Source organism: Flavobacterium sp. A45, from assembly GCF_002001005.1.
Taxonomy (GTDB): domain Bacteria; phylum Bacteroidota; class Bacteroidia; order Flavobacteriales; family Flavobacteriaceae; genus Flavobacterium.
This window is the reverse complement of the sequence record NZ_MUNX01000125.1, coordinates 1-17,774: the sequence shown is the minus strand read 5'-3', so window position 1 is coordinate 17,774 and position 17,774 is coordinate 1. Positions and strand designations below refer to the sequence as shown.

General features: G+C 33.4%; 23 protein-coding genes. 11 read left to right on the top strand and 12 right to left on the bottom strand.

Annotated features, from left to right (window positions below; translation table 11 throughout):
• From B0E44_RS15450 to B0E44_RS15425, 6 genes are all read left to right on the top strand, one after another.
• The coding region (locus tag B0E44_RS15450; protein WP_077377265.1) for a glycosyltransferase family 92 protein at positions 1–893 on the top strand (893 nt) is incomplete at its 5' end.
• Positions 894–1,031: 138 nt separating this feature from the next.
• A complete protein-coding gene (locus tag B0E44_RS15445; protein ID WP_077377263.1) occupies positions 1,032–1,598 on the top strand; it encodes an L-threonylcarbamoyladenylate synthase in 567 nt (188 codons plus the stop codon).
• A 65-nt stretch (positions 1,599–1,663) separates the two neighbouring features.
• Positions 1,664–3,079 (top strand): CCA tRNA nucleotidyltransferase, encoded by a 1,416-nt coding sequence (locus B0E44_RS15440; protein WP_077377260.1) that lies wholly within the window; start codon positions 1,664–1,666, stop codon positions 3,077–3,079.
• Positions 3,080–3,135: 56 nt separating this feature from the next.
• The gene (locus tag B0E44_RS15435) at positions 3,136–3,423 is read left to right on the top strand and encodes a hypothetical protein (protein WP_077377257.1); all 288 of its coding nucleotides are present in this window, start codon (positions 3,136–3,138) and stop codon (positions 3,421–3,423) included.
• Positions 3,424–3,669: 246 nt separating this feature from the next.
• Positions 3,670–4,689, top strand: coding sequence for a COX15/CtaA family protein (locus B0E44_RS15430; protein ID WP_077377254.1), 1,020 nt, complete (start codon positions 3,670–3,672; stop codon positions 4,687–4,689).
• A gap of 341 nt (positions 4,690–5,030) precedes the next feature.
• Positions 5,031–5,801: a CDP-alcohol phosphatidyltransferase family protein gene (locus B0E44_RS15425; protein ID WP_077377251.1), complete on the top strand. Its 771-nt coding sequence runs from the start codon at positions 5,031–5,033 to the stop codon at positions 5,799–5,801.
• Positions 5,802–5,857: 56 nt separating this feature from the next.
• Here B0E44_RS15425 and B0E44_RS15420 read toward each other — a convergent pair whose 3' ends face one another.
• The 12 genes from B0E44_RS15420 to B0E44_RS15365 all read right to left on the bottom strand — a co-directional run bounded on the left by B0E44_RS15420 (position 5,858) and on the right by B0E44_RS15365 (position 14,881).
• The gene (locus tag B0E44_RS15420) at positions 5,858–6,463 is read right to left on the bottom strand and encodes a thioredoxin family protein (protein ID WP_077377248.1); all 606 of its coding nucleotides are present in this window, start codon (positions 6,461–6,463) and stop codon (positions 5,858–5,860) included.
• A 12-nt stretch (positions 6,464–6,475) separates the two neighbouring features.
• Entirely contained in the window at positions 6,476–6,952 is a 477-nt protein-coding gene (locus tag B0E44_RS15415) for a TlpA disulfide reductase family protein (RefSeq protein WP_077377245.1), read from the bottom strand.
• Positions 6,953–7,339: 387 nt separating this feature from the next.
• Positions 7,340–8,110, bottom strand: coding sequence for a LytTR family DNA-binding domain-containing protein (locus tag B0E44_RS15410; RefSeq protein WP_077377242.1), 771 nt, complete (start codon positions 8,108–8,110; stop codon positions 7,340–7,342).
• Positions 8,111–8,267: 157 nt separating this feature from the next.
• The gene (locus B0E44_RS15405) at positions 8,268–8,621 is read right to left on the bottom strand and encodes a 2TM domain-containing protein (RefSeq protein ID WP_077377239.1); all 354 of its coding nucleotides are present in this window, start codon (positions 8,619–8,621) and stop codon (positions 8,268–8,270) included.
• 132 nt (positions 8,622–8,753) lie between these two features.
• Positions 8,754–9,059, bottom strand: coding sequence for a 2TM domain-containing protein (locus B0E44_RS15400; RefSeq protein WP_077377236.1), 306 nt, complete (start codon positions 9,057–9,059; stop codon positions 8,754–8,756).
• Between the two features lie 20 nt (positions 9,060–9,079).
• Positions 9,080–9,385, bottom strand: a complete 306-nt coding sequence (locus B0E44_RS15395; protein ID WP_077377233.1) for a 2TM domain-containing protein — start codon at positions 9,383–9,385, stop codon at positions 9,080–9,082.
• 20 nt (positions 9,386–9,405) lie between these two features.
• The gene (locus B0E44_RS15390; protein WP_077377230.1) at positions 9,406–9,711 is read right to left on the bottom strand and encodes a 2TM domain-containing protein; all 306 of its coding nucleotides are present in this window, start codon (positions 9,709–9,711) and stop codon (positions 9,406–9,408) included.
• Positions 9,712–9,713: 2 nt separating this feature from the next.
• Complete coding sequence (locus B0E44_RS15385) at positions 9,714–10,040, bottom strand: 2TM domain-containing protein (RefSeq protein ID WP_077377227.1); 327 nt, start codon at positions 10,038–10,040, stop codon at positions 9,714–9,716.
• A 2-nt stretch (positions 10,041–10,042) separates the two neighbouring features.
• The gene (locus tag B0E44_RS15380; protein WP_077377224.1) at positions 10,043–11,398 is read right to left on the bottom strand and encodes a 2TM domain-containing protein; all 1,356 of its coding nucleotides are present in this window, start codon (positions 11,396–11,398) and stop codon (positions 10,043–10,045) included.
• 19 nt (positions 11,399–11,417) lie between these two features.
• Positions 11,418–12,041, bottom strand: a complete 624-nt coding sequence (locus B0E44_RS15375; protein ID WP_077377221.1) for a hypothetical protein — start codon at positions 12,039–12,041, stop codon at positions 11,418–11,420.
• A gap of 26 nt (positions 12,042–12,067) precedes the next feature.
• Entirely contained in the window at positions 12,068–12,484 is a 417-nt protein-coding gene (locus B0E44_RS15370) for a DUF2141 domain-containing protein (RefSeq protein ID WP_077377218.1), read from the bottom strand.
• A 237-nt stretch (positions 12,485–12,721) separates the two neighbouring features.
• Positions 12,722–14,881: a TonB-dependent receptor gene (locus B0E44_RS15365; protein ID WP_077377215.1), complete on the bottom strand. Its 2,160-nt coding sequence runs from the start codon at positions 14,879–14,881 to the stop codon at positions 12,722–12,724.
• A 140-nt stretch (positions 14,882–15,021) separates the two neighbouring features.
• Here B0E44_RS15365 and B0E44_RS15360 point away from each other — a divergent pair, with 140 nt between their 5' ends.
• From B0E44_RS15360 to B0E44_RS15340, 5 genes are all read left to right on the top strand, one after another.
• On the top strand, positions 15,022–15,480 hold the full coding sequence (locus B0E44_RS15360) for a DinB family protein (protein WP_077377211.1): 459 nt from the start codon (positions 15,022–15,024) through the stop codon (positions 15,478–15,480).
• 223 nt (positions 15,481–15,703) lie between these two features.
• Positions 15,704–16,156, top strand: coding sequence for a YciI family protein (locus tag B0E44_RS15355; RefSeq protein ID WP_077377207.1), 453 nt, complete (start codon positions 15,704–15,706; stop codon positions 16,154–16,156).
• Between the two features lie 38 nt (positions 16,157–16,194).
• The gene (locus B0E44_RS18640; RefSeq protein ID WP_124019356.1) at positions 16,195–16,383 is read left to right on the top strand and encodes a hypothetical protein; all 189 of its coding nucleotides are present in this window, start codon (positions 16,195–16,197) and stop codon (positions 16,381–16,383) included.
• A 110-nt stretch (positions 16,384–16,493) separates the two neighbouring features.
• Positions 16,494–16,880 carry a hypothetical protein gene (locus tag B0E44_RS15350; protein ID WP_124019355.1) on the top strand — a complete coding sequence of 129 codons (387 nt, stop codon included), beginning with the start codon at positions 16,494–16,496 and terminating at the stop codon, positions 16,878–16,880.
• 378 nt (positions 16,881–17,258) lie between these two features.
• Positions 17,259–17,774: Cthe_2314 family HEPN domain-containing protein (locus tag B0E44_RS15340; protein ID WP_131828087.1), on the top strand; the 516-nt coding region annotated here is incomplete at its 3' end.

The following is a 17,774-nucleotide window of genomic DNA, read 5'->3' as shown; positions in this document are numbered from 1 at the left end:
TTTTTTATTTTTTTATATCACTTTTCATTCCCCTTCTAATTTTTGCAAATAGATTATTTAATAGAAGTACCAAAAATTATAAATATACTATATGCCTATGTGGTATTTTTAAAAATGAAGCAAAGTTTCTTGACGAATGGATTCAGTTTCATCTAGTAATTGGCATTGATCATTTTTATTTATACAATAACAATTCTGATGATAACTATTCGAAAATTCTAAAGCCTTACATAGAAAAAGGAATTGTTGATTTGATTGAATGGCCTTTCAGTCATTCCCAAATGGATGCTTATAAAGACTGTTATGATAAACACAGAAATGATACAAATTGGTTAACATTTATTGATGTGGACGAATTTATTTGTCCCATAGCTACAAATGACATTAAATCATGGTTAACAACTTATAAAAATTATCCTGGCGTAGCAGTTTATTGGAAACAATTTGGATCAAACGGAAAGTTATTTCATAACAATAATGAATTAGTAATTGAGCAATATACGCAATGTTGGCCAAAACCTAGCGTCTATTCAAAAATGTTTTGCAACATGGATTTTCCAATTGCAAAATTTAAGAACCCGCATATTTTTAACTCAAGAATATGTGGAATAAAAGTACCTCCTATTAACCAATATAAAAAAATCATGACTTTAGGAATACATCGTTGTTCTATATTTAGCAGTTCAACTATCCAAATAAATCATTATTGGGGAAAGGCATACGATTCGTTTATTGAAAATAAAATAAACAGAACTGATGTGTTTCATGAAAACAGTATTGAAATGGGGAAGCAACGTAAGAACCTATTGAAATCCCATGAGGCTATGTGTACAGATAGAGATTATAAAATTCAACGTTTTTTATTATTCACGAAATTAAAGAACAAACCGTAATTGATATTTATTGACAAAAAACAGGAATTGATATTTAAACAATTCGTCCATATCAAAATCCTAAAACCCCTATTTTCATTAGAAAACAACCGTTTTAATAACTTCAAATAAATATCTTTACAACTTATTAAAAACAAAATGGATATCAATCAAGAAATACACAACGCATTCGAAGTGATAAAAGAAGGCGGAATCATACTTTACCCTACCGATACTGTTTGGGGAATAGGTTGTGATGCGACCAATCCAGAAGCGGTTGCCAAAATATACAAACTCAAACAACGAGCTGAAACACAAAGCATGATTTGCCTGATGAATGGCGAAAAAATGATTTACAATGTTTTCAAAGAAATTCCAGAAGTGGCTTGGCAAATCATGGATTTTTCCGAAAATCCAACTACTTTAGTTTTAGACAAACCTCGTAATGTAGCGTCAAACATTATTGCTCCCGATAATACATTAGGCATTCGTCTCGTCAAAGAGCCATTTTGCTTTAAATTGATGGAACGTATGAAGAAACCATTGGTCTCCACTTCGGCTAATATTTCTGGTCAGCCTACTCCAAAAAGTTTCAAAGAAATTAGTCCCGAAATTATAAAAGGCGTTGACTATGTCGTAAATTTGCACCACGATAAAATTGCTGGAAAACCGTCCACAATCATTAAACTGACGAATGATTCGCAGGTAAAAGTGATTCGCAAATAGTTTGCAGTATTCAGTTTTCTGTTTTTAGTTAAACAACTTTAAACTTTAAACTCTAAACAAAAAAAATGAACTACAAAGAAGCCTTAAATAACAAAATATTCGAAGTCATTTCGAAAGCATCCCAAGAACTTAATGTCGAAAGTTATGTTATTGGCGGTTTTGTACGTGACTTACTTTTAAAAAGAGATTTTAAGAAAGATATCGACGTTGTCGCTGTTGGAAGCGGAATCGAATTGGCTCTAAAAGTATCTGATTTACTTCCAAAAAAACCAAAAGTTCAAGTTTTCAAGACTTATGGAACTGCCATGTTGCGTTTTGAAGACACCGAAATAGAATTTGTAGGTGCTCGAAAAGAATCCTATAATCTCGACAGCAGAAATCCAATTGTAGAAAACGGAACCCTTGAAGACGACCAAAACAGACGCGATTTTACGATAAATGCTTTGGCTATATCATTAAACACAAGCACTTTTGGCAATCTTTCAGATCCATTCAATGGTATTTCCGACTTGGAAAACAAAATCATAAAAACACCACTGGATCCGGACATCACTTTTTCGGATGATCCTTTGCGAATGCTTAGAGGAATTCGATTTGCAACGCAACTGGGCTTTGAAATTGACCAAAATTCTTTGGACTCTATTACCAAGAATGCAGAACGAATCAAAATCATTTCTGGAGAACGTATTGTCGAAGAATTGAATAAAATTCTTTCTACAGATAAACCTTCCGTTGGTTTTTTGTTGTTGTTCAAAACGGGGCTTTTAGACATCATTCTTCCTGAACTAACCGCTTTAAACCAAGTAGAAGAAATAGAAGGGCACACTCATAAAAATAACTTCTACCATACACTTGAAGTCGTGGATAACATTTGCCCCAATACCGACGATGTTTGGCTACGTTGGTCGGCCTTACTTCACGATATAGGGAAAGCACCAACAAAACGCTTCAATAAAAAACAAGGCTGGACTTTTCACGGACATGAATTCCTTGGTGGAAAAATGGCTAAAAAGATATTTGAACGCCTGCACATGCCATTGAACCACAAGATGAAATTTGTACAAAAAATGGTTATTATGAGTTCCCGTCCAATCGTCTTGGCACAGGATATCGTAACTGATTCAGCAGTTCGTCGTTTGGTTTTTGATGCAGGTGAAGATGTTGAGAATTTAATGACGCTCTGTGAAGCCGATATCACGACCAAAAATCCCAATAAATTCAGGAAATACCATAGCAATTTTGAAATTGTTCGCAAGAAAATTGTGGAAGTGGAAGAACGCGATCACGTTCGCAATTTTCAGCCACCCATTTCCGGTGAAGAGATTATGGAAATCTTCAATTTGAAACCTTCCCGCGAAATCGGAATGCTGAAAGAAGCAATCAAAGAAGCCATTCTTGAAGGAGATATTCCCAATGAGTATAATGCCGCTTATGAGTTTATGATGAAAAGAGCCGAGAAGCTGGGATTGAAAAAAGTTTAAGCTTCGTTTTCTATTCCTAGCTTAAAAATTTCTTAATTTTATAAAAATTAGAAAATATGAGTACTTCCGATTTAAAATTAAAATTAATAGCACAAATTATTGCAACAGATGATAGTATTCTTTTGGGCAGAATTGAAGAAACAATCGAGTCCAACTTGCAACCAACTTCTGCGTATGAAAAAAAAGCTTCTGAAAAAATTTATGTTTTTAACCAATGGCAGCAAAAAAGAATTGACATGGCTCTAAAACAAGTTGAAAACGGAGAATTTTTAACAGAAGCAGAAGATAAAAAAGAAATGGAAAGATGGTTCAAAGAAAAAGACGAAAAATTGATTAGAAAATAAATACAGTACTGACTGAAAAAGTTTGGAACAATCTCAATAAATTAACTCATTATAATCAAAAAATGAATCAGCTATTTACTGCAATATTGCGTTCTTCTAAAGCAGCCTTAGCAGCCAAGAAAGAAAACATCAAAACAATACTAGTTAAAGACTGTTTTTTTAATTATTGAAATTACAGAATTAAAATAAAAGCTTTAGACATCTAGGATGCAAGACAAAATCTCCAAAATTTTCCAATAAAATAAAATGAAAAACAACAAATCCGTAATAATCTGGCTCCTATCGGGTTGCTTTTTAGTGTTTGTAATGGTTGTAGTGGGTGGCATCACCCGATTGACAAATTCTGGTTTATCCATGACCGACTGGCATCTGGTAACCGACACCCTTCCTCCTCTTACGGAAGCCAAATGGCAGGAAGCTTTCGACAGATACAAACAATTTCCTGAATACCAAAAAATCAATATCCACAACGATTTCACCCTTTCGGATTATAAGTTTATCTATTTTTGGGAATGGTTTCACCGTTTTATCGGCAGAATAATCGGATTGGTTTTCATCGTTCCCTTCATCTATTTCCTGATTAAGAAAAAAATTGACAGAGCCACTTTAAACAAATGTTTTGTCCTTCTAGGAATGGGAGCTTTACAAGGTTTTTTCGGCTGGTTTATGGTAAAAAGCGGTTTGGTCGACAACCCAGATGTGAGCCATTTTCGTCTATCCCTACACCTTACATTTGCCTTTGTAACATTTGCATATACGCTTTGGGTAGCATTAGACCTAATGTATCCAGACAAAAAAGCGCCAATTCTTCCTTTAAAAAAAGCAGCCCAAATCACATTAATCCTTTTGCTTCTGCAAATCATTTACGGAGGCTTTGTTGCTGGGCTAAACGCTGGACTAATCCACAACCATTGGCCAATGATGAGCGATGGACAATTCATCCACGACAGCGTCTTTATTGAGCAAAAAACACTATTCCTAAACCTTGTCGAAGGAAAAAGCGGAGTTCAATTTGTTCACAGAACTTTAGCATATGTTGTCGTAGGATTCATTTTGCACCTTTATTTCAAAGGCAAAAAACTTAAAATTAATGCTCAACAGCAAAACGGAGTAAATGCTTTGGTAGTTCTTGTTTTTCTGCAATTTATCTTAGGAATCTACACCTTACTTTATCATGTACCGCTTTGGCTGGGTTTAGCCCACCAAGTCAACGCCTTTTTTCTTTTAACAGCAATGACCTACACTTTGCATCGATTAAGCAAATAATAGCTCAATTCAATTATTTGTTTTAGAAGCAGAAAAAAAGGGCATTTTTGAATATATGGGTCCTGCTCTCCGTTAAGTCTTTATGGTTTTAAAGAAAAACCACAAAGGACATCACTGCGATCAGGGCTAAAGAGAAAGATAGTGCCTATTTACCATTATTTACAATTGCAGTCAAATGCAGATCATAATAAAACGCTTTTGGAAATATAGCAACTCCTGCTAGGGGCATATTTCCAAAAGCTTTTTTGTCATTCTAACTTACAATTTAGCAAAATGCTCAAAATAGCATTACTTTTGTAGTCCGACTATATTGTCACATCTTTTTGCTTTCAACTCTAAAAATGTCTAAACTCGCCACACAAAATCAATTTCTTGACTTATCCGATTATGGAAGGCCGTTTGCACGATATTTTGCAAATCAGTTAAAAAACACTCGATTTACTCCCATACACATAACACTACTTTTTGCAATTTCGGGACTGATTGCCGTTTATTGTATTTTAAAAAACCATTACTTTTTAGCCTCTTTTTTTATCATTTTAAAATCGATAATTGATGCCGTTGACGGCGAACTTGCACGTACAAAAAACACGCCGTCATATACCGGAAGATACCTCGACAGCATATTTGACATCATCCTTAATTTTTTGCTTTTAATGTCTATCTGCTATGTCTCCGAAACCACATTTTGGATTACAATTTTAGCTTTTGTTGGAATACAATTACAAGGAACTTTATACAATTATTATTATGTGATTTTGAGAAATAAATCGATTGGAGGAGATAGGACAAGTAAAATTTTCGAAAACGAATCCCCAAAGGCATTGCCTGGAGAAAACCAAAAATGGGTCGACATTTTGTTCCTGATATACACCCTCGTTTATGGCTTATTCGATAAAATTATTCACACTCTGGACAAAGAAGCTTATAAGGTAAAATCGTTTCCTAACTGGTTTATGACACTACTGTCTATTTATGGATTGGGTTTTCAATTGTTATTGATTGCTATACTTTTGCCTTTGGGTTGGATAGAAATGATTGTTCCTTTTTTCATTTCCTTTTCGGTATTGATTTTTGTTTTGATAGGAATCAGGAAGATTTACATCAAATAAAAAAGAGCAAAAACAAACTTGTCTTTACTCTTCTATATAAATATTTATTGGAACAATTATTTTTTTACCTTAATCGAACAGCCTATCGCTTTTGTCGTTTCTGGTGAAGGTGTTTTTCCACTTTCCAAAGCTGCAATGGCATTTTCAAGGTATTTTACCTTTACTTCACTCGCGCTGTCCACGTTATCATCGATGGCACCAATATATTTCACGATAAGGTTTTTATCCAACAAAAAGATGTGTGGCGTTTTTGTAGCTCCATATTGAGGATATATTTTTTGTCCATCATCGAATAAATATGGAAAAGCAAAACCTTTTTCTTTGGCTCTAACTTTCATTAACTCAAAACTATCGGCAGGTTGAACGGCTGGATCGTTTGGATTTATAGCCAACAAAATATATCCTTGCGGCTTGTATTTTTTGGCCAAAGCATTAATTCTGTCTTCATATTTTACAGCAAAAGGACAATGATTGCAGGTAAAAACGATAATAAAGCCATTTGCTGTTTTAAAATCAGACATACTATACATTTTTCCATCAACCGATTTTAATTTAAAATCAGTTGCTTTATCTCCAATTTTGTATGGGGCTGGTGTATCTATAGTAAATCCCCCAATGAAAAAAACGGAAACAAACAATAAAATATTTGACAAAATTTTCATAACACAAAAGGTTTAGTTAATATTCGTGTTCACATATTCACTGAGTTCTTCATAGCTCGAAAAGATTCTTTCGGCAAAAAATTTCTTATCGTTTTTAATAATTAGTGTCGCTGGAATCGACCCCGACCAATCTTTATCTATCATCGGAAGCCATATATTATAATCTTTATCCGTCAGTAAAACAACCTCAGAATTGATCTTTTTATTCTTTACAAAGGGCAGTAATTTTGACTCAAACTGGTCCTTAAAATCCAAACTTACAAGCACCACTTTTATGCTTTTATTTTCCGACTTCAATTTCTCAAAATAGGGTAATTCTTTCACGCAAGGGGCACACCAAGTTGCCCAAAAATTGACCACATAAATAGTATTTTTATCGCTCAAAACTTCTTTTTCCAAAGCGGCATAATTATCAAAAACAGCAACTTTTTGAGCAAGAATTGCATTGGAAAATAGAAGCGAAAAAATTAAATGGAGCAGATATTTCATCCTGAAAAAATTAATTTACAACTAACCAAACGAAGGTACAATCTTAAACTATTTTCAGGGAAATGATTAACAAAAAATTATCAGTGAAAATTCAAAAATCAAACAAAAAAATTTTTCAAGGAGAAAAAATAGATTCCGTTTTGGAAATGGGGGAATCACGTAAATTTTAAAAATGACTAAACAGTCAAATGTATTTTTTGGGTTTAAAGTAAAAAAACTAAACATTCAACTCCCTTCTCACAATAAATAAAATGAGCCGGATTTTAGCTGTTAACAGTCCTTATTTAGACTCAAAACACATCATAAACAAAATCTATAATAAACCATTAAACAACACAAATTCAGTATTTTATAGTAAATTATATAAATTATAATTTTAAGTTATTCTTATCCAATCCAATTTTTAAAATCCGACACCTTTTCTCGGCTTACAATCACCTCATCTTCCTTATAAGTAGGCAAAATAATCTTTAATCTGGAGTTGCTGTACACTACTATTTCTTTTATTGCCTTGAGCGGAATAATGAACTTTCTGCTGATTCTATAAAAATCTGCAGGATCTATTTCCTGTTCCAAAACTTCCAAAGTGGAGTCCAGCAAATAATTTCTATTGTCGAAAGTATGTATATAAGTACCTTTATTTTCACTAAAAAAACATTCAATCTCATCAGTTGAAATGACCTTTAGATGCTGTCCTATTTTGACAGTAAATCTTTTCTTGAATGTTTTTTCAAAAGGGTTAGAAAACATTTTTTTGATTTGCTCGAAATCCAATTGCAACGAATTTTTTTCTACAGAAATAGTTGATTCGAAACGCTCTTTAAATTTCAAAATAGCTGTTTCTAAATCATCCTCGTCGATTGGTTTCAAGAGGTAATCGATGCTGTTTAATTTGAACGCACGCAATGCATATTCATCATAAGCTGTCGTAAAAATAACGGCACTTTTTATATTCACTTTTTCGAAGATTTCAAATGACAAACCATCGGATAATTGTATGTCCAAAAAAATCAAATCGGGATGTTCATTTTTCGAAAACCAGTTCAAAGATTCTTCGACAGAATGAAGCATCACTTCTACGGGAACATTAATTTTTTCTAGTTTGCGCTGCAATAACCGAGCTGCCGGTTTTTCGTCTTCTATTATTATTGTGGTCATTTTTTAAGTTAGAGATTAGAAATTAGAGTTTAGAAATTAGAAGTCAGAAATTAGAAGTCAGAAATTAGAAGTTTGTAGAGGTTTAGAGGTGATCTTTGAATTTACAAATCACAATCTGAAACAATCTAACTTCTGACTTCTAATTTCTAACCTCCCCTCACTCCCACTTTTGTTTTTTATCTTCATCCATAAACTCCTTGATTTTTCTTTCTTCCCAATCCGATCCAAAAAACAGATCTCTTCCAAAAACCGACAAACCATGTGCCAGCAATCCTATTCCCCAAAATAAGGCTGTAGAAAAAGTTTCCCATTTAAAGAAAACTTCGCTTCCTATGGCACTTCTATTGAATGTGGATATAATTATAAATGCATTTACAAGTACATAAACTAACGCGTGTACATAAAACCCTTTGATTCGCTTAACTCGTTTATAAGCCAGTTCATATCTCGTGTCTGGATTGAAATTTTCATCCTGAAAATTTTCAAATAATTCTTTTCTATATCTTCCCATTGTGTTGTGTTTTATTATTAAATAGTAACTAAGATTCTAATTTACTAAGCCGCTAAGTTTGAAAAAAACTATTAAATCGAGTATTAAAAAAACTTAGATTCTCAGAAACTTAGATTCTTAGCAACTCATATACTACTCCCATTTATTTGTTGTTGGTTTTTCTTTTTCCATGAATTCTTTAAGTTTCTTGTCCTCCCATTCTTTATTAAAAAATAGTCCAAAATTAAAAACTTTCAATCCATGTAAAACAACCGCCATTCCCCAGCCCAACAAGCTCCACCAAAAATATAAAAACTCTGGCGAGGTCATAAGGTTTACAGCTATTACAATTGGATTACAGAGCAGATAAACAGTCAAATGCTGGTAAAACTGCTTAATTTCTTCCACTCTTTTTTGAGCTCTATAATAGCGTTCTTCTTCAATATGATTTGATTCCATTTTAAGTTGTTGTATAAAGATTACTCCCAAGTGTGTTTTTTCTGTTCATCTTTTTCCATGAACTTCTTAATTTTTCTTTCCTCCCAGTCTTTGCTAAAAAAAGGCATATAGTTAAACACTTTTATTCCATGATATACCAATCCTATTCCCCACCACAATAAGGGCCAATAAAACCATAAATGATGTGGAGATGTAATTAAATTTATTGCTATTAAAAGAAAATTTACCATAATAAAGGATCTCAAGTTCATATAAAAACCCTTAATTTCCTCCATTCTTTTTCTTGCTCTATAATAACGTTCTTCTTCAATATTCTTTGATTCCATTTTTCGTTTCAATAAAGTTGTTACTCCCAAGTTTTTTTTGCCTGTTCTTCTTTTTCCATGAACTCTTTAATTTTTCGCTCTTCCCATTCTCTATTAAAAAAAGGTGAATAATTAAAAACTTTTAATCCGTGAAAAAACACTCCGATTCCCCATCCCAATAAAGGCCAAAAGAACCATAAATACTTAGGTGATGTTGTTAAATTTATCACAATCAAAAAGCAGTTAACTACGATATATGATATCAGGTTTCCATAAAAACCTTTAATTTCCTCAACTCTCTTTTTCGCTATATAATAGCGTTCTTCATCTGTATATTGATTTTCCATGATTACTTCCAAATTTGTTTGTTACTTTCCTTTTTCATGATTCTTTTTATTTTACCCTCTTCCCATTCTTTTCCAAAAAAATGATGTACAATTAAAATGTCTAATGCAGATATAAAAAAAGCGGTTGACCAAATTGCCATTACAAAAAAGTTAATATGCTGTATTGGAAAAAAATTAAATGGCACTCCACAATATTCTTTTAGAATAAAGAATATTACTCCTATCGCATAAATGAAAGCATGAGTATAAAATCCTTTTAGCTTCTTTACTTTCTTTCTCGCGATTTCAAGAAGCTCGTTTTCTTGGTATTTGCTGTTATCTATTTCCATGATTATTTCCAGCTTTGCTTTTTGTCTTCTTTCCTCAATAATTCCTGAATTTTTCTTTCTTCCCAATTAGCTCCATAACCAAATACTTGAAAAGCATGCATAGTTAATCCAAATCCCCATCCGCAGACAGAGAACCAAAACCATTGAAATTGTGGCATATAAGTAAGATTAACAAAAATTAGAACAGGAATCACGCAACAATATGAAATCAGATTTCCGTAGAATCCTTTAAGCTGTTCCACTCTTTTTTTGGCTCTGTAATAAGACCCGTTTTCCATGTGATTAAAAGTTGTTTCCATAACACTGATTTGTTTAGTTAAAATAGGAATCTTAACTGTAAATGTTTTTTCATTCTGCTCGATCAAAACCTTTCGGCCTGTGATTATTCCGTAGCGGTCTACAATATTCTGCAATCCTACACCCTGACGGCTCTGAATTACTTCTTTCTTTTGAAAATCATTTTGAATAGCCAAATAATCTCCCTCAATGAATATCCGAATATGAAGCGGTTTTTGTTCACTCACCACATTGTGCTTTACTGTGTTTTCCAGTAACAGCTGCAATGAAAGCGGCACCACTTTGGCATCCGGGTTTATAACTGTTTCAGGCAATTCATAAAACAGACTGTTCTCAAAACGCATTTTCAAAAGATTCATATACGTTTTAGCAAAAGACAATTCTTCGGCAACCGAAACCAGTTCTTTATCTTTTTGTTCCAATACATAGCGGTAAATTTTGGACAACGAAGTTGTAAACCGCTGCGCATTTTCGGGATTTTCCTCAATCAAAGAACTTAATACATTTAAGCTGTTAAAAAGAAAATGTGGATCGATTTGATTCTTCAGAGTTTCAAACTTTGCATTGGCTGTTCCGGCGATGATTTTTTGTTGGGTTACTTCGGTTTTAGAAGCCTGTTTCCACTTTACCATAAAGCTTCTGGCCTGCATAAAAGTCGAAACTCCTAGAGATAAAATGATGTAAAAAAGGTGAATCCAAATCATTCTTTCGCTAAAAAATTGATTTAAAGACATTTTTTGCAACACCACAAAAATGATATAATTAATACCCAAAACAACCGGAACCGTATACAAAACAGTAACCAAAATTCCGTAATAAACCCTTAAATTAGTCTGCTCAAGCCAATCCCATTTTTTATCCAGCTTTTGATTTAAAAAACCATTACCAAAACCCAATCCAAAAGAATACAAACAACTCAGCGAGAAGGTTATTAACACATTTTGTATGCTAAAATCGCTTCCTAATAGAATTGAGAAAACAACAGTGAAAATCATAGAAATCTTGAAACAAACGATTGTTCCGCTTTTTAAATCAGTAAATGTACTTCCATGTTCTTTCATTTATACGTAGGCTTAAATATTATTTTTTACATTTTTTTTGAGACTCCAGCGCTCTTTCCAATCCCCATTTTGGAGAAAAAGCAGTTGCAGGCTTAAAAGTAGCAAAAAGTTCTATAGCTTTATCAACCTGAGCACATAATGGCTTAGTATCAACACCTGTCCATTTTGCTCCTCCCAATTGATAGTCGGCTTCACCAAAAACAATTCTTGGGTTGTTTGGATCTATCGCTTTTCCTTTTGCGTAAGCTTCCATAACTTTAGCCGAATATTTCATCCCATTTGTCATAGGATCTGCAACTACCCAACCTGTATATATCAAAGCCTGCATTGCATATAGCTCAGCATTGTTTTGATCTTTGATCATTTCGATATCTAAAGCGTCTTGTGCTTTTGTCAATAATAAATCGATTTTGGTTTTGTCTTTTTCAGTAAAAACCGATGTTGTATTGATTAAAGCTACATAATAATTTGGCAAATAACTGTTTTTTTCAACTCCTGCGATTCTTTCAAACATTGCCGAAGCTTCCATACTTTTTCCTTCTCCCCAAAGCGCGAAAGCTTTACCCATTCCTTGTTCAAATTGTGTTTGAGCTGAACTTATTACAGCTACTAATAATGCGATTGTGGTAATGATTTTTTTCATGTTGATTATGATTTAATGGTTACTTATTAGTTATTGAATTTGATATCTATTTTTGAATCTTTATTGATGTTGAATTTGGCATCTTTATATTTTGGAGGTCCCATAAACCCTTTGGCATTGTTCGAACAGGCAATATCTTCAGAGGGAATCCCCATCATGTTTTTGTCCAATTTTCCGTTACTGTTTTCGTCCTGATAGGCCGAAATGCCATATTCTCCTTTTGGGATACCTACAAAAGTAAGTGTAGCGCTATTATTTTTTATTTCTGATGAAATCCCTTTGTAAACTGATTTCAAAAAAGTTCCTTCCGAATTATACAAACCTACTTTTAAAGTTCCTGCATTACTTTTTAAACCTGAAACAGAAACAGTAAGGTTGACATTTTGCGCAGACATTAATAAAGTGCAAATGAAAAATGCGATTGTGGTGATAATCTTTAACATAACGGGTGATTTTTTGGTTGTGATTAATAATGATTGAAACTCTTAATTATTATTTGAAAGCTGTTCTTTTAATTCTTCATCAAAATTACATTGACAATACTCCTTTTAAAATTTAATGATTCCGAACTGTCAATTTTGACGGATGAATTGTTTTTTTTTTAAGATTCTGAGATTCTAAGTTGCTAAGCTTATAAGCTTTTTTTAAACCTTTAAACAATTAAACTCTTAAACCTCTCTCTAAAGATTCTTCAGCTGATTATCATTTTTATTGTCACTGATTGTCCAGAAAAAACCAACAAAGAAGAATCTGTCTGCTGTTGGCACAACAGCCTGTCTTTGGTAAACTCCGCTTGCATCAGGTACTCTTGCATAATCGTATCCGAAAACGTTTTGGGTTCCTAACACATTCGAAACGGAGAAATAAAGGATTTTTTGAGTAGTTAATAAATACGCCCAACTAAAACTCAAACTGTTATATGATTTTGTTTTTCCGTTCATGAATTTCACTTCATTTGGATTATTGTACGGCCTTCCCGTACTAAAACTATTCGTTAAGCTAACTTGTGATTTCCAATCTTCAACAAAATACTTTGTCACAACAGATAAACTGTGATCGGCAATAAAATTTGGAGTTGCCATGGTTGGAAAATTTTTATAATCTCTTTCCGAATCGATGTACGAATACGAAATCCAATACTCTAAGTTTTTATACAAATTACTGTCTCTCCAAAACAAATCCAATCCTTTGGCATAACCCGAACCATTATTGCTGAAAAATGAATTGTACTGAATGTCTTTCGTATCGTATTGAACCAAATTGCTATAATCCTTGTAATAAGCCTCGACCCTAAAGGTTTGTCCCGGTTTTGTAAATTGGTAATTCAAAATATAATGTTGTGCTTTTTCGCTCTCAAACTGATGGTATTTCGAGTACTTGATGTAATCAACAACCGGAGTTTGTGTAAAATCGCCGTAAGCAAAAGAAAACTGGCTGTTTTTAGAAACTTTATAAGCCATAGAAGCTCTTGGTGCCAGATTCGTTTCATTTAATAAACTATTATTAGAAAGTCGCAAACCTACTTTTAGCGCTAAGTATTTGGAAAATAATATATCTCCTTCTGTATAAAAAGCAGCAATGTTCGAATCGTAGCCATTTGAAACTTTGAGTGCAATATTGTCATCAAAATTTTCATTGAATTTTGTAATAAAATAATCGGCTCCAAAAGACAAATTAAAGTAATTCGAAAAATGTTTTCTAAGCTTTAGTTTCAATTGCGCTGCATTTTCATTGCTGTCAACATCATTTGAGTTGTACTTAACTTTATTGTTATTATAGCCATAACTAATTCCAGAAGTTACGCGCCAGCCTGTTCCAAAAGCGCCATTATAGGAAGCATTCAAATAGAAATTATTATTATTTAAATCGGTTCTGATTTTTTCCTCAAAGTTTATATTTTCCTGATTCAAATCAAATCTAGAGGAATCAAATGCAGCATATAATTTAAAAATTCCGCTTGCAAAATGATAACGATATACTGTTTCGCCAGACAAGGATTGATAAGGACTATTCCAATCTACATTTTGAGGAATTATTGCCTGATAAGGCGCTAGATTCATATAGTACGTGTTTACGCTCAACGAGCTTTTTTTCCATTTTTGCGTATTCCCTACACCTAACCCAACAGTCATTAATGCAATCTCTGTTTTGTTTTGATCGGGTTCATCTTGCGTATTCAAAAGCAAAACACTTGATAAAGCCTCACCATACTCTGCAGAATATCCTCCTGTAGAAAAAGCAATTCCACTAAACAAAAAAGGAGAAAAACGACCACGTGTTGGCAAATTATTAGTTGTTGCACCATAAGGCTGTGCAACCCGAATTCCGTCGACAAAAGTTTGAGTTTCATTTGCTTCTCCCCCACGAACAAATAAACGGCCATCTTCACCAACAGTCTGCGTTCCTGGCAAAGTCTGCAAAGCAGCAACAATATTCCCCACAGATCCCGCAGTAGTAACAATATCTAGTGGTTTTAGAACAGAAACTCTGGCTTTATCACCAGATTCCAATGTCCCCGCTGTTATTACAACCGCATCAAGAGCATTTACATTATCTCTCAGTTTAATAGTTTGGTCTTTAAAATTAGTAACGTCAATTTCTTGTTTGTATGTGTCATAAATTAAAAAGCTCCCTATCAAAAACTGATTTCCTTTTGTTGCTGTTTCAAAAGAGAAATCTCCAGTTTCAGAACTTGTAGCCCCGTCATAAGTTCCTTCAATGTAAATATTGGCTCCTACAATTGGTTTTCCTTTTTCATTGATAATTTTTCCCGAAATAGTGTTTTGCGAAAACAGTGCGATACTAAATAAAGAAGCTAATGCTAAAAAAATGGTTTTCATGATTTTGATGATTTTGATGAGGCAAATGTATTTCAGCAGTTTCTGTTAAAAAATATTTAAAAACCCAATTGTAGAAATTCATGGATGAGTTGTAAATTACTTATTCGTATCTTAGCTATTAATTGTAAAAAATCATTGATATGTCAGAAAGTAAAAGAATTTCAAATCTATATCAGTCCATTTACAATGGCAATCCGTGGCTTGAGGTCACTTTGGCAGACACTCTAAAAGATGTAAGTGCAGAACAGGCTTACAGGAAAATAAATCCTAATTTGAACACCATCTGGGAAATTGTTAATCACCTTATTCAATGGAGGAAGAACATTTTGAGACGCGTTCAAGGGGAAACCATTATAACTCCTGACCATAATTATTTTGTACCTGTTATAGACCCATCCGAAGTAGCTTGGGCACAATCGCTGCAAACTCTAGCGAAATCGCAAGAATCATGGAATGCCTTTTTTGAAAATTTTAACGACAAAGATCTCGACAAAATATACCCTAATAACAATCATACCTATTACGAACATATTCACGGAATAATCCAGCATGATGTGTATCATCTGGGACAGATTGTTATGCTGAAAAAGTTACTTTAACTCATTGGTCGCGATTCTTCTAAACACATAGAAACATAGATTCTGTAAGCTCAAAAAAAGGCCTTTCACTTATTTGAAATATACATAGTTTTCTATGTGAAAGAAATGTATTTCTTTTTTGTGTTCTTTTTTTTAATTAAAGCCTATGTTTCTATGTGTTTAAATAAAATTCTATAAATTTCACCCACTGGGTTTATCATAATATACTTTAAAAGACATTTACATGAAAAAAAATATTCTCACCACCTTCTTTTTGTGCATCACTGCAATTGGATTTTCGCAGGAAACCGAATCTAAATATGACGAAAAACTCGCCAAATCCTTAAATGGAGACGAACGCGGGATGAAGCAATACGTATTCTGCCTTTTGAAAACCGGAAGCAACACCACCGCAACCGCCGAAGAAAAAGACAATATGTTTAAAGGCCATATGGCAAATATTGGCCGATTGGCAAAAGAAGGAAAACTTGTTGTGGCCGGTCCTTTCTCGAAAAACGACAGAAACTATCGGGGAATTTACATCTTTAATGTTACTACAATCGAAGAAGCAAAAGCGCTTGTTGCCACTGATCCTGCTATACAATCCAACTTACTTGAAGCCGAATTAACCCCTTGGTACGGCACTGCTGCACTGCAGGAAACTTTGAAAATCCATGAAAAAATAACGAAAAAATAGTTTCGGTTTTTTATTCAAAACGGGAGTATTCTCATTTCATGCTCCTGCAAATTATCCGAAGTATGCAGCGCTTGTCCGAAGAGTATTGGACGTCATCCGAAGACCACTTGATGCATTCAGAAGATGACTTGACGGAGTCTGAAGCTCGTTTGACGGTATATTTCATTCTTCGAAATCCCTATTTTACTGGGCTGAGGATAAAAACAGCCAGAACAAACAAAATTTAAGCTTTGTAAGTTTGTTACCAATATTTCCTATATTTGAATTCCGAAAAAGATACTAACTAAATTGTATCTGTTTATGGATGAATTGTAAACCCAACTCAATTATGAAAACTATGAAAACCCTAATTATCCTGATGTTTTTTTTTGTTGCCCATTCGACTTCGGCTCAATCAACTTTTGAAAAATGGCCTGCTATTAAAAACTTTCACCACGTAATTTCACAAACCTTTCACCCATCCGAGGAAGGAAATTTAAAACCAATCAAAGAACGATCAGGTGAGATGGTAACAAAAGCAAAAGCTTTATCAACAGAAGCAATTCCTGAAGAATTTAAAAATGAAAAAATATTAGGTTCTATTGAAAAATTAAAAGAAAAATCAATAAGCCTGGATAAATTAGTTAAAGAAAAAGCATCTGATGCAGACATCAAAAAGTCTCTTGAAGTGGTGCATGATGAATTTCATAACATCGTAGGACTTTGCTCCGAAACGAATCATTAAATTTTTAAAGCGTCTAATTTTGAATTAGACGCTATTTTTTCTTTTCGAAATAAACCCGTCCGAAACTGGTAAAATTGTCCGAAGTATGCAAGAGGCATTTCGAAACTCGAGTCAGTTACACATATGAGCATAACTGGAAAAAGGAAGCTCGCATCAGGGTATTGTTTTTTCTTCGGATGCCCTATTTTACTGGGCAAAGCATAAAAAATGGGTAAAACAGACAAAATTTGCGCTTAGCAGGTTTGTAATTATTATTTCCTAAATTTGATAAAAGTAAAACACAATTATTATCATACAAAGCGACCCTGATTTGGCTGAATATGTGTGATTTTGTTATACATATAAACGAGTTATGAGCCATTATAAACCCCTGCTAAAATGGAAATTACCGAATTAAATGAAGAATTAAATAGAAAATTTTTTGATATCATTAATGGTTCAGTAGACGAACTTTATAATCATACTGAACGAAAATCTTCCCAAAGCAATTTTCATTTGTTGAGTGACAAAGGCAAATATTCCAGCAGAGTATTTGAATACTATTCAAAAATGAATCAGACAAAAGAAGATCTAAGGAAAATCGAAATTTTCCTCAGACGTTTTCCTTTAAAAAAAATTTACGAAGACAACGATATTACCCATTTAGACTATATAAAATATCACACAGAAGTTTTTTATCATAAAATAAATACCTTATTAGATTTATTCAAGATAATTATTAACAAGGTTCACGAATTGGGATTCTCTGAAAAAAAATGTACGTGGGAGAACTTAACAAAATCAGAAAAATTAAAACAATCTATGTTAATTACGGTAGTGGAATGTTATTATAAAAGTTTTGAGAATGTTATAATTGCCAGGAATCTAAATACCCACCGTGGGCAATTCTATGAC

Coding starts and splice junctions, on each gene's coding strand:
- B0E44_RS15360 (WP_077377211.1), top strand. CDS start 15,022: ATGTCAGAAAGTAAAAGAATTTCAAATCTATATCAGTCCATTTACAAT.
- B0E44_RS15395 (WP_077377233.1), bottom strand. CDS start 9,385: ATGGAATCAAAGAATATTGAAGAAGAACGTTATTATAGAGCAAGAAAA.
- B0E44_RS15405 (WP_077377239.1), bottom strand. CDS start 8,621: ATGGGAAGATATAGAAAAGAATTATTTGAAAATTTTCAGGATGAAAAT.
- B0E44_RS15430 (WP_077377254.1), top strand. CDS start 3,670: ATGAAAAACAACAAATCCGTAATAATCTGGCTCCTATCGGGTTGCTTT.
- B0E44_RS15370 (WP_077377218.1), bottom strand. CDS start 12,484: ATGTTAAAGATTATCACCACAATCGCATTTTTCATTTGCACTTTATTA.
- B0E44_RS15415 (WP_077377245.1), bottom strand. CDS start 6,952: ATGAAATATCTGCTCCATTTAATTTTTTCGCTTCTATTTTCCAATGCA.
- B0E44_RS15350 (WP_124019355.1), top strand. CDS start 16,494: ATGAAAACCCTAATTATCCTGATGTTTTTTTTTGTTGCCCATTCGACT.
- B0E44_RS15445 (WP_077377263.1), top strand. CDS start 1,032: ATGGATATCAATCAAGAAATACACAACGCATTCGAAGTGATAAAAGAA.
- B0E44_RS15380 (WP_077377224.1), bottom strand. CDS start 11,398: ATGAAAGAACATGGAAGTACATTTACTGATTTAAAAAGCGGAACAATC.
- B0E44_RS15375 (WP_077377221.1), bottom strand. CDS start 12,041: ATGAAAAAAATCATTACCACAATCGCATTATTAGTAGCTGTAATAAGT.
- B0E44_RS15440 (WP_077377260.1), top strand. CDS start 1,664: ATGAACTACAAAGAAGCCTTAAATAACAAAATATTCGAAGTCATTTCG.
- B0E44_RS15390 (WP_077377230.1), bottom strand. CDS start 9,711: ATGGAAAATCAATATACAGATGAAGAACGCTATTATATAGCGAAAAAG.
- B0E44_RS15400 (WP_077377236.1), bottom strand. CDS start 9,059: ATGGAATCAAATCATATTGAAGAAGAACGCTATTATAGAGCTCAAAAA.
- B0E44_RS15435 (WP_077377257.1), top strand. CDS start 3,136: ATGAGTACTTCCGATTTAAAATTAAAATTAATAGCACAAATTATTGCA.
- B0E44_RS15385 (WP_077377227.1), bottom strand. CDS start 10,040: ATGGAAATAGATAACAGCAAATACCAAGAAAACGAGCTTCTTGAAATC.
- B0E44_RS15425 (WP_077377251.1), top strand. CDS start 5,031: ATGTCTAAACTCGCCACACAAAATCAATTTCTTGACTTATCCGATTAT.
- B0E44_RS15355 (WP_077377207.1), top strand. CDS start 15,704: ATGAAAAAAAATATTCTCACCACCTTCTTTTTGTGCATCACTGCAATT.
- B0E44_RS15410 (WP_077377242.1), bottom strand. CDS start 8,110: ATGACCACAATAATAATAGAAGACGAAAAACCGGCAGCTCGGTTATTG.
- B0E44_RS15365 (WP_077377215.1), bottom strand. CDS start 14,881: ATGAAAACCATTTTTTTAGCATTAGCTTCTTTATTTAGTATCGCACTG.
- B0E44_RS15420 (WP_077377248.1), bottom strand. CDS start 6,463: ATGAAAATTTTGTCAAATATTTTATTGTTTGTTTCCGTTTTTTTCATT.
- B0E44_RS18640 (WP_124019356.1), top strand. CDS start 16,195: ATGCTCCTGCAAATTATCCGAAGTATGCAGCGCTTGTCCGAAGAGTAT.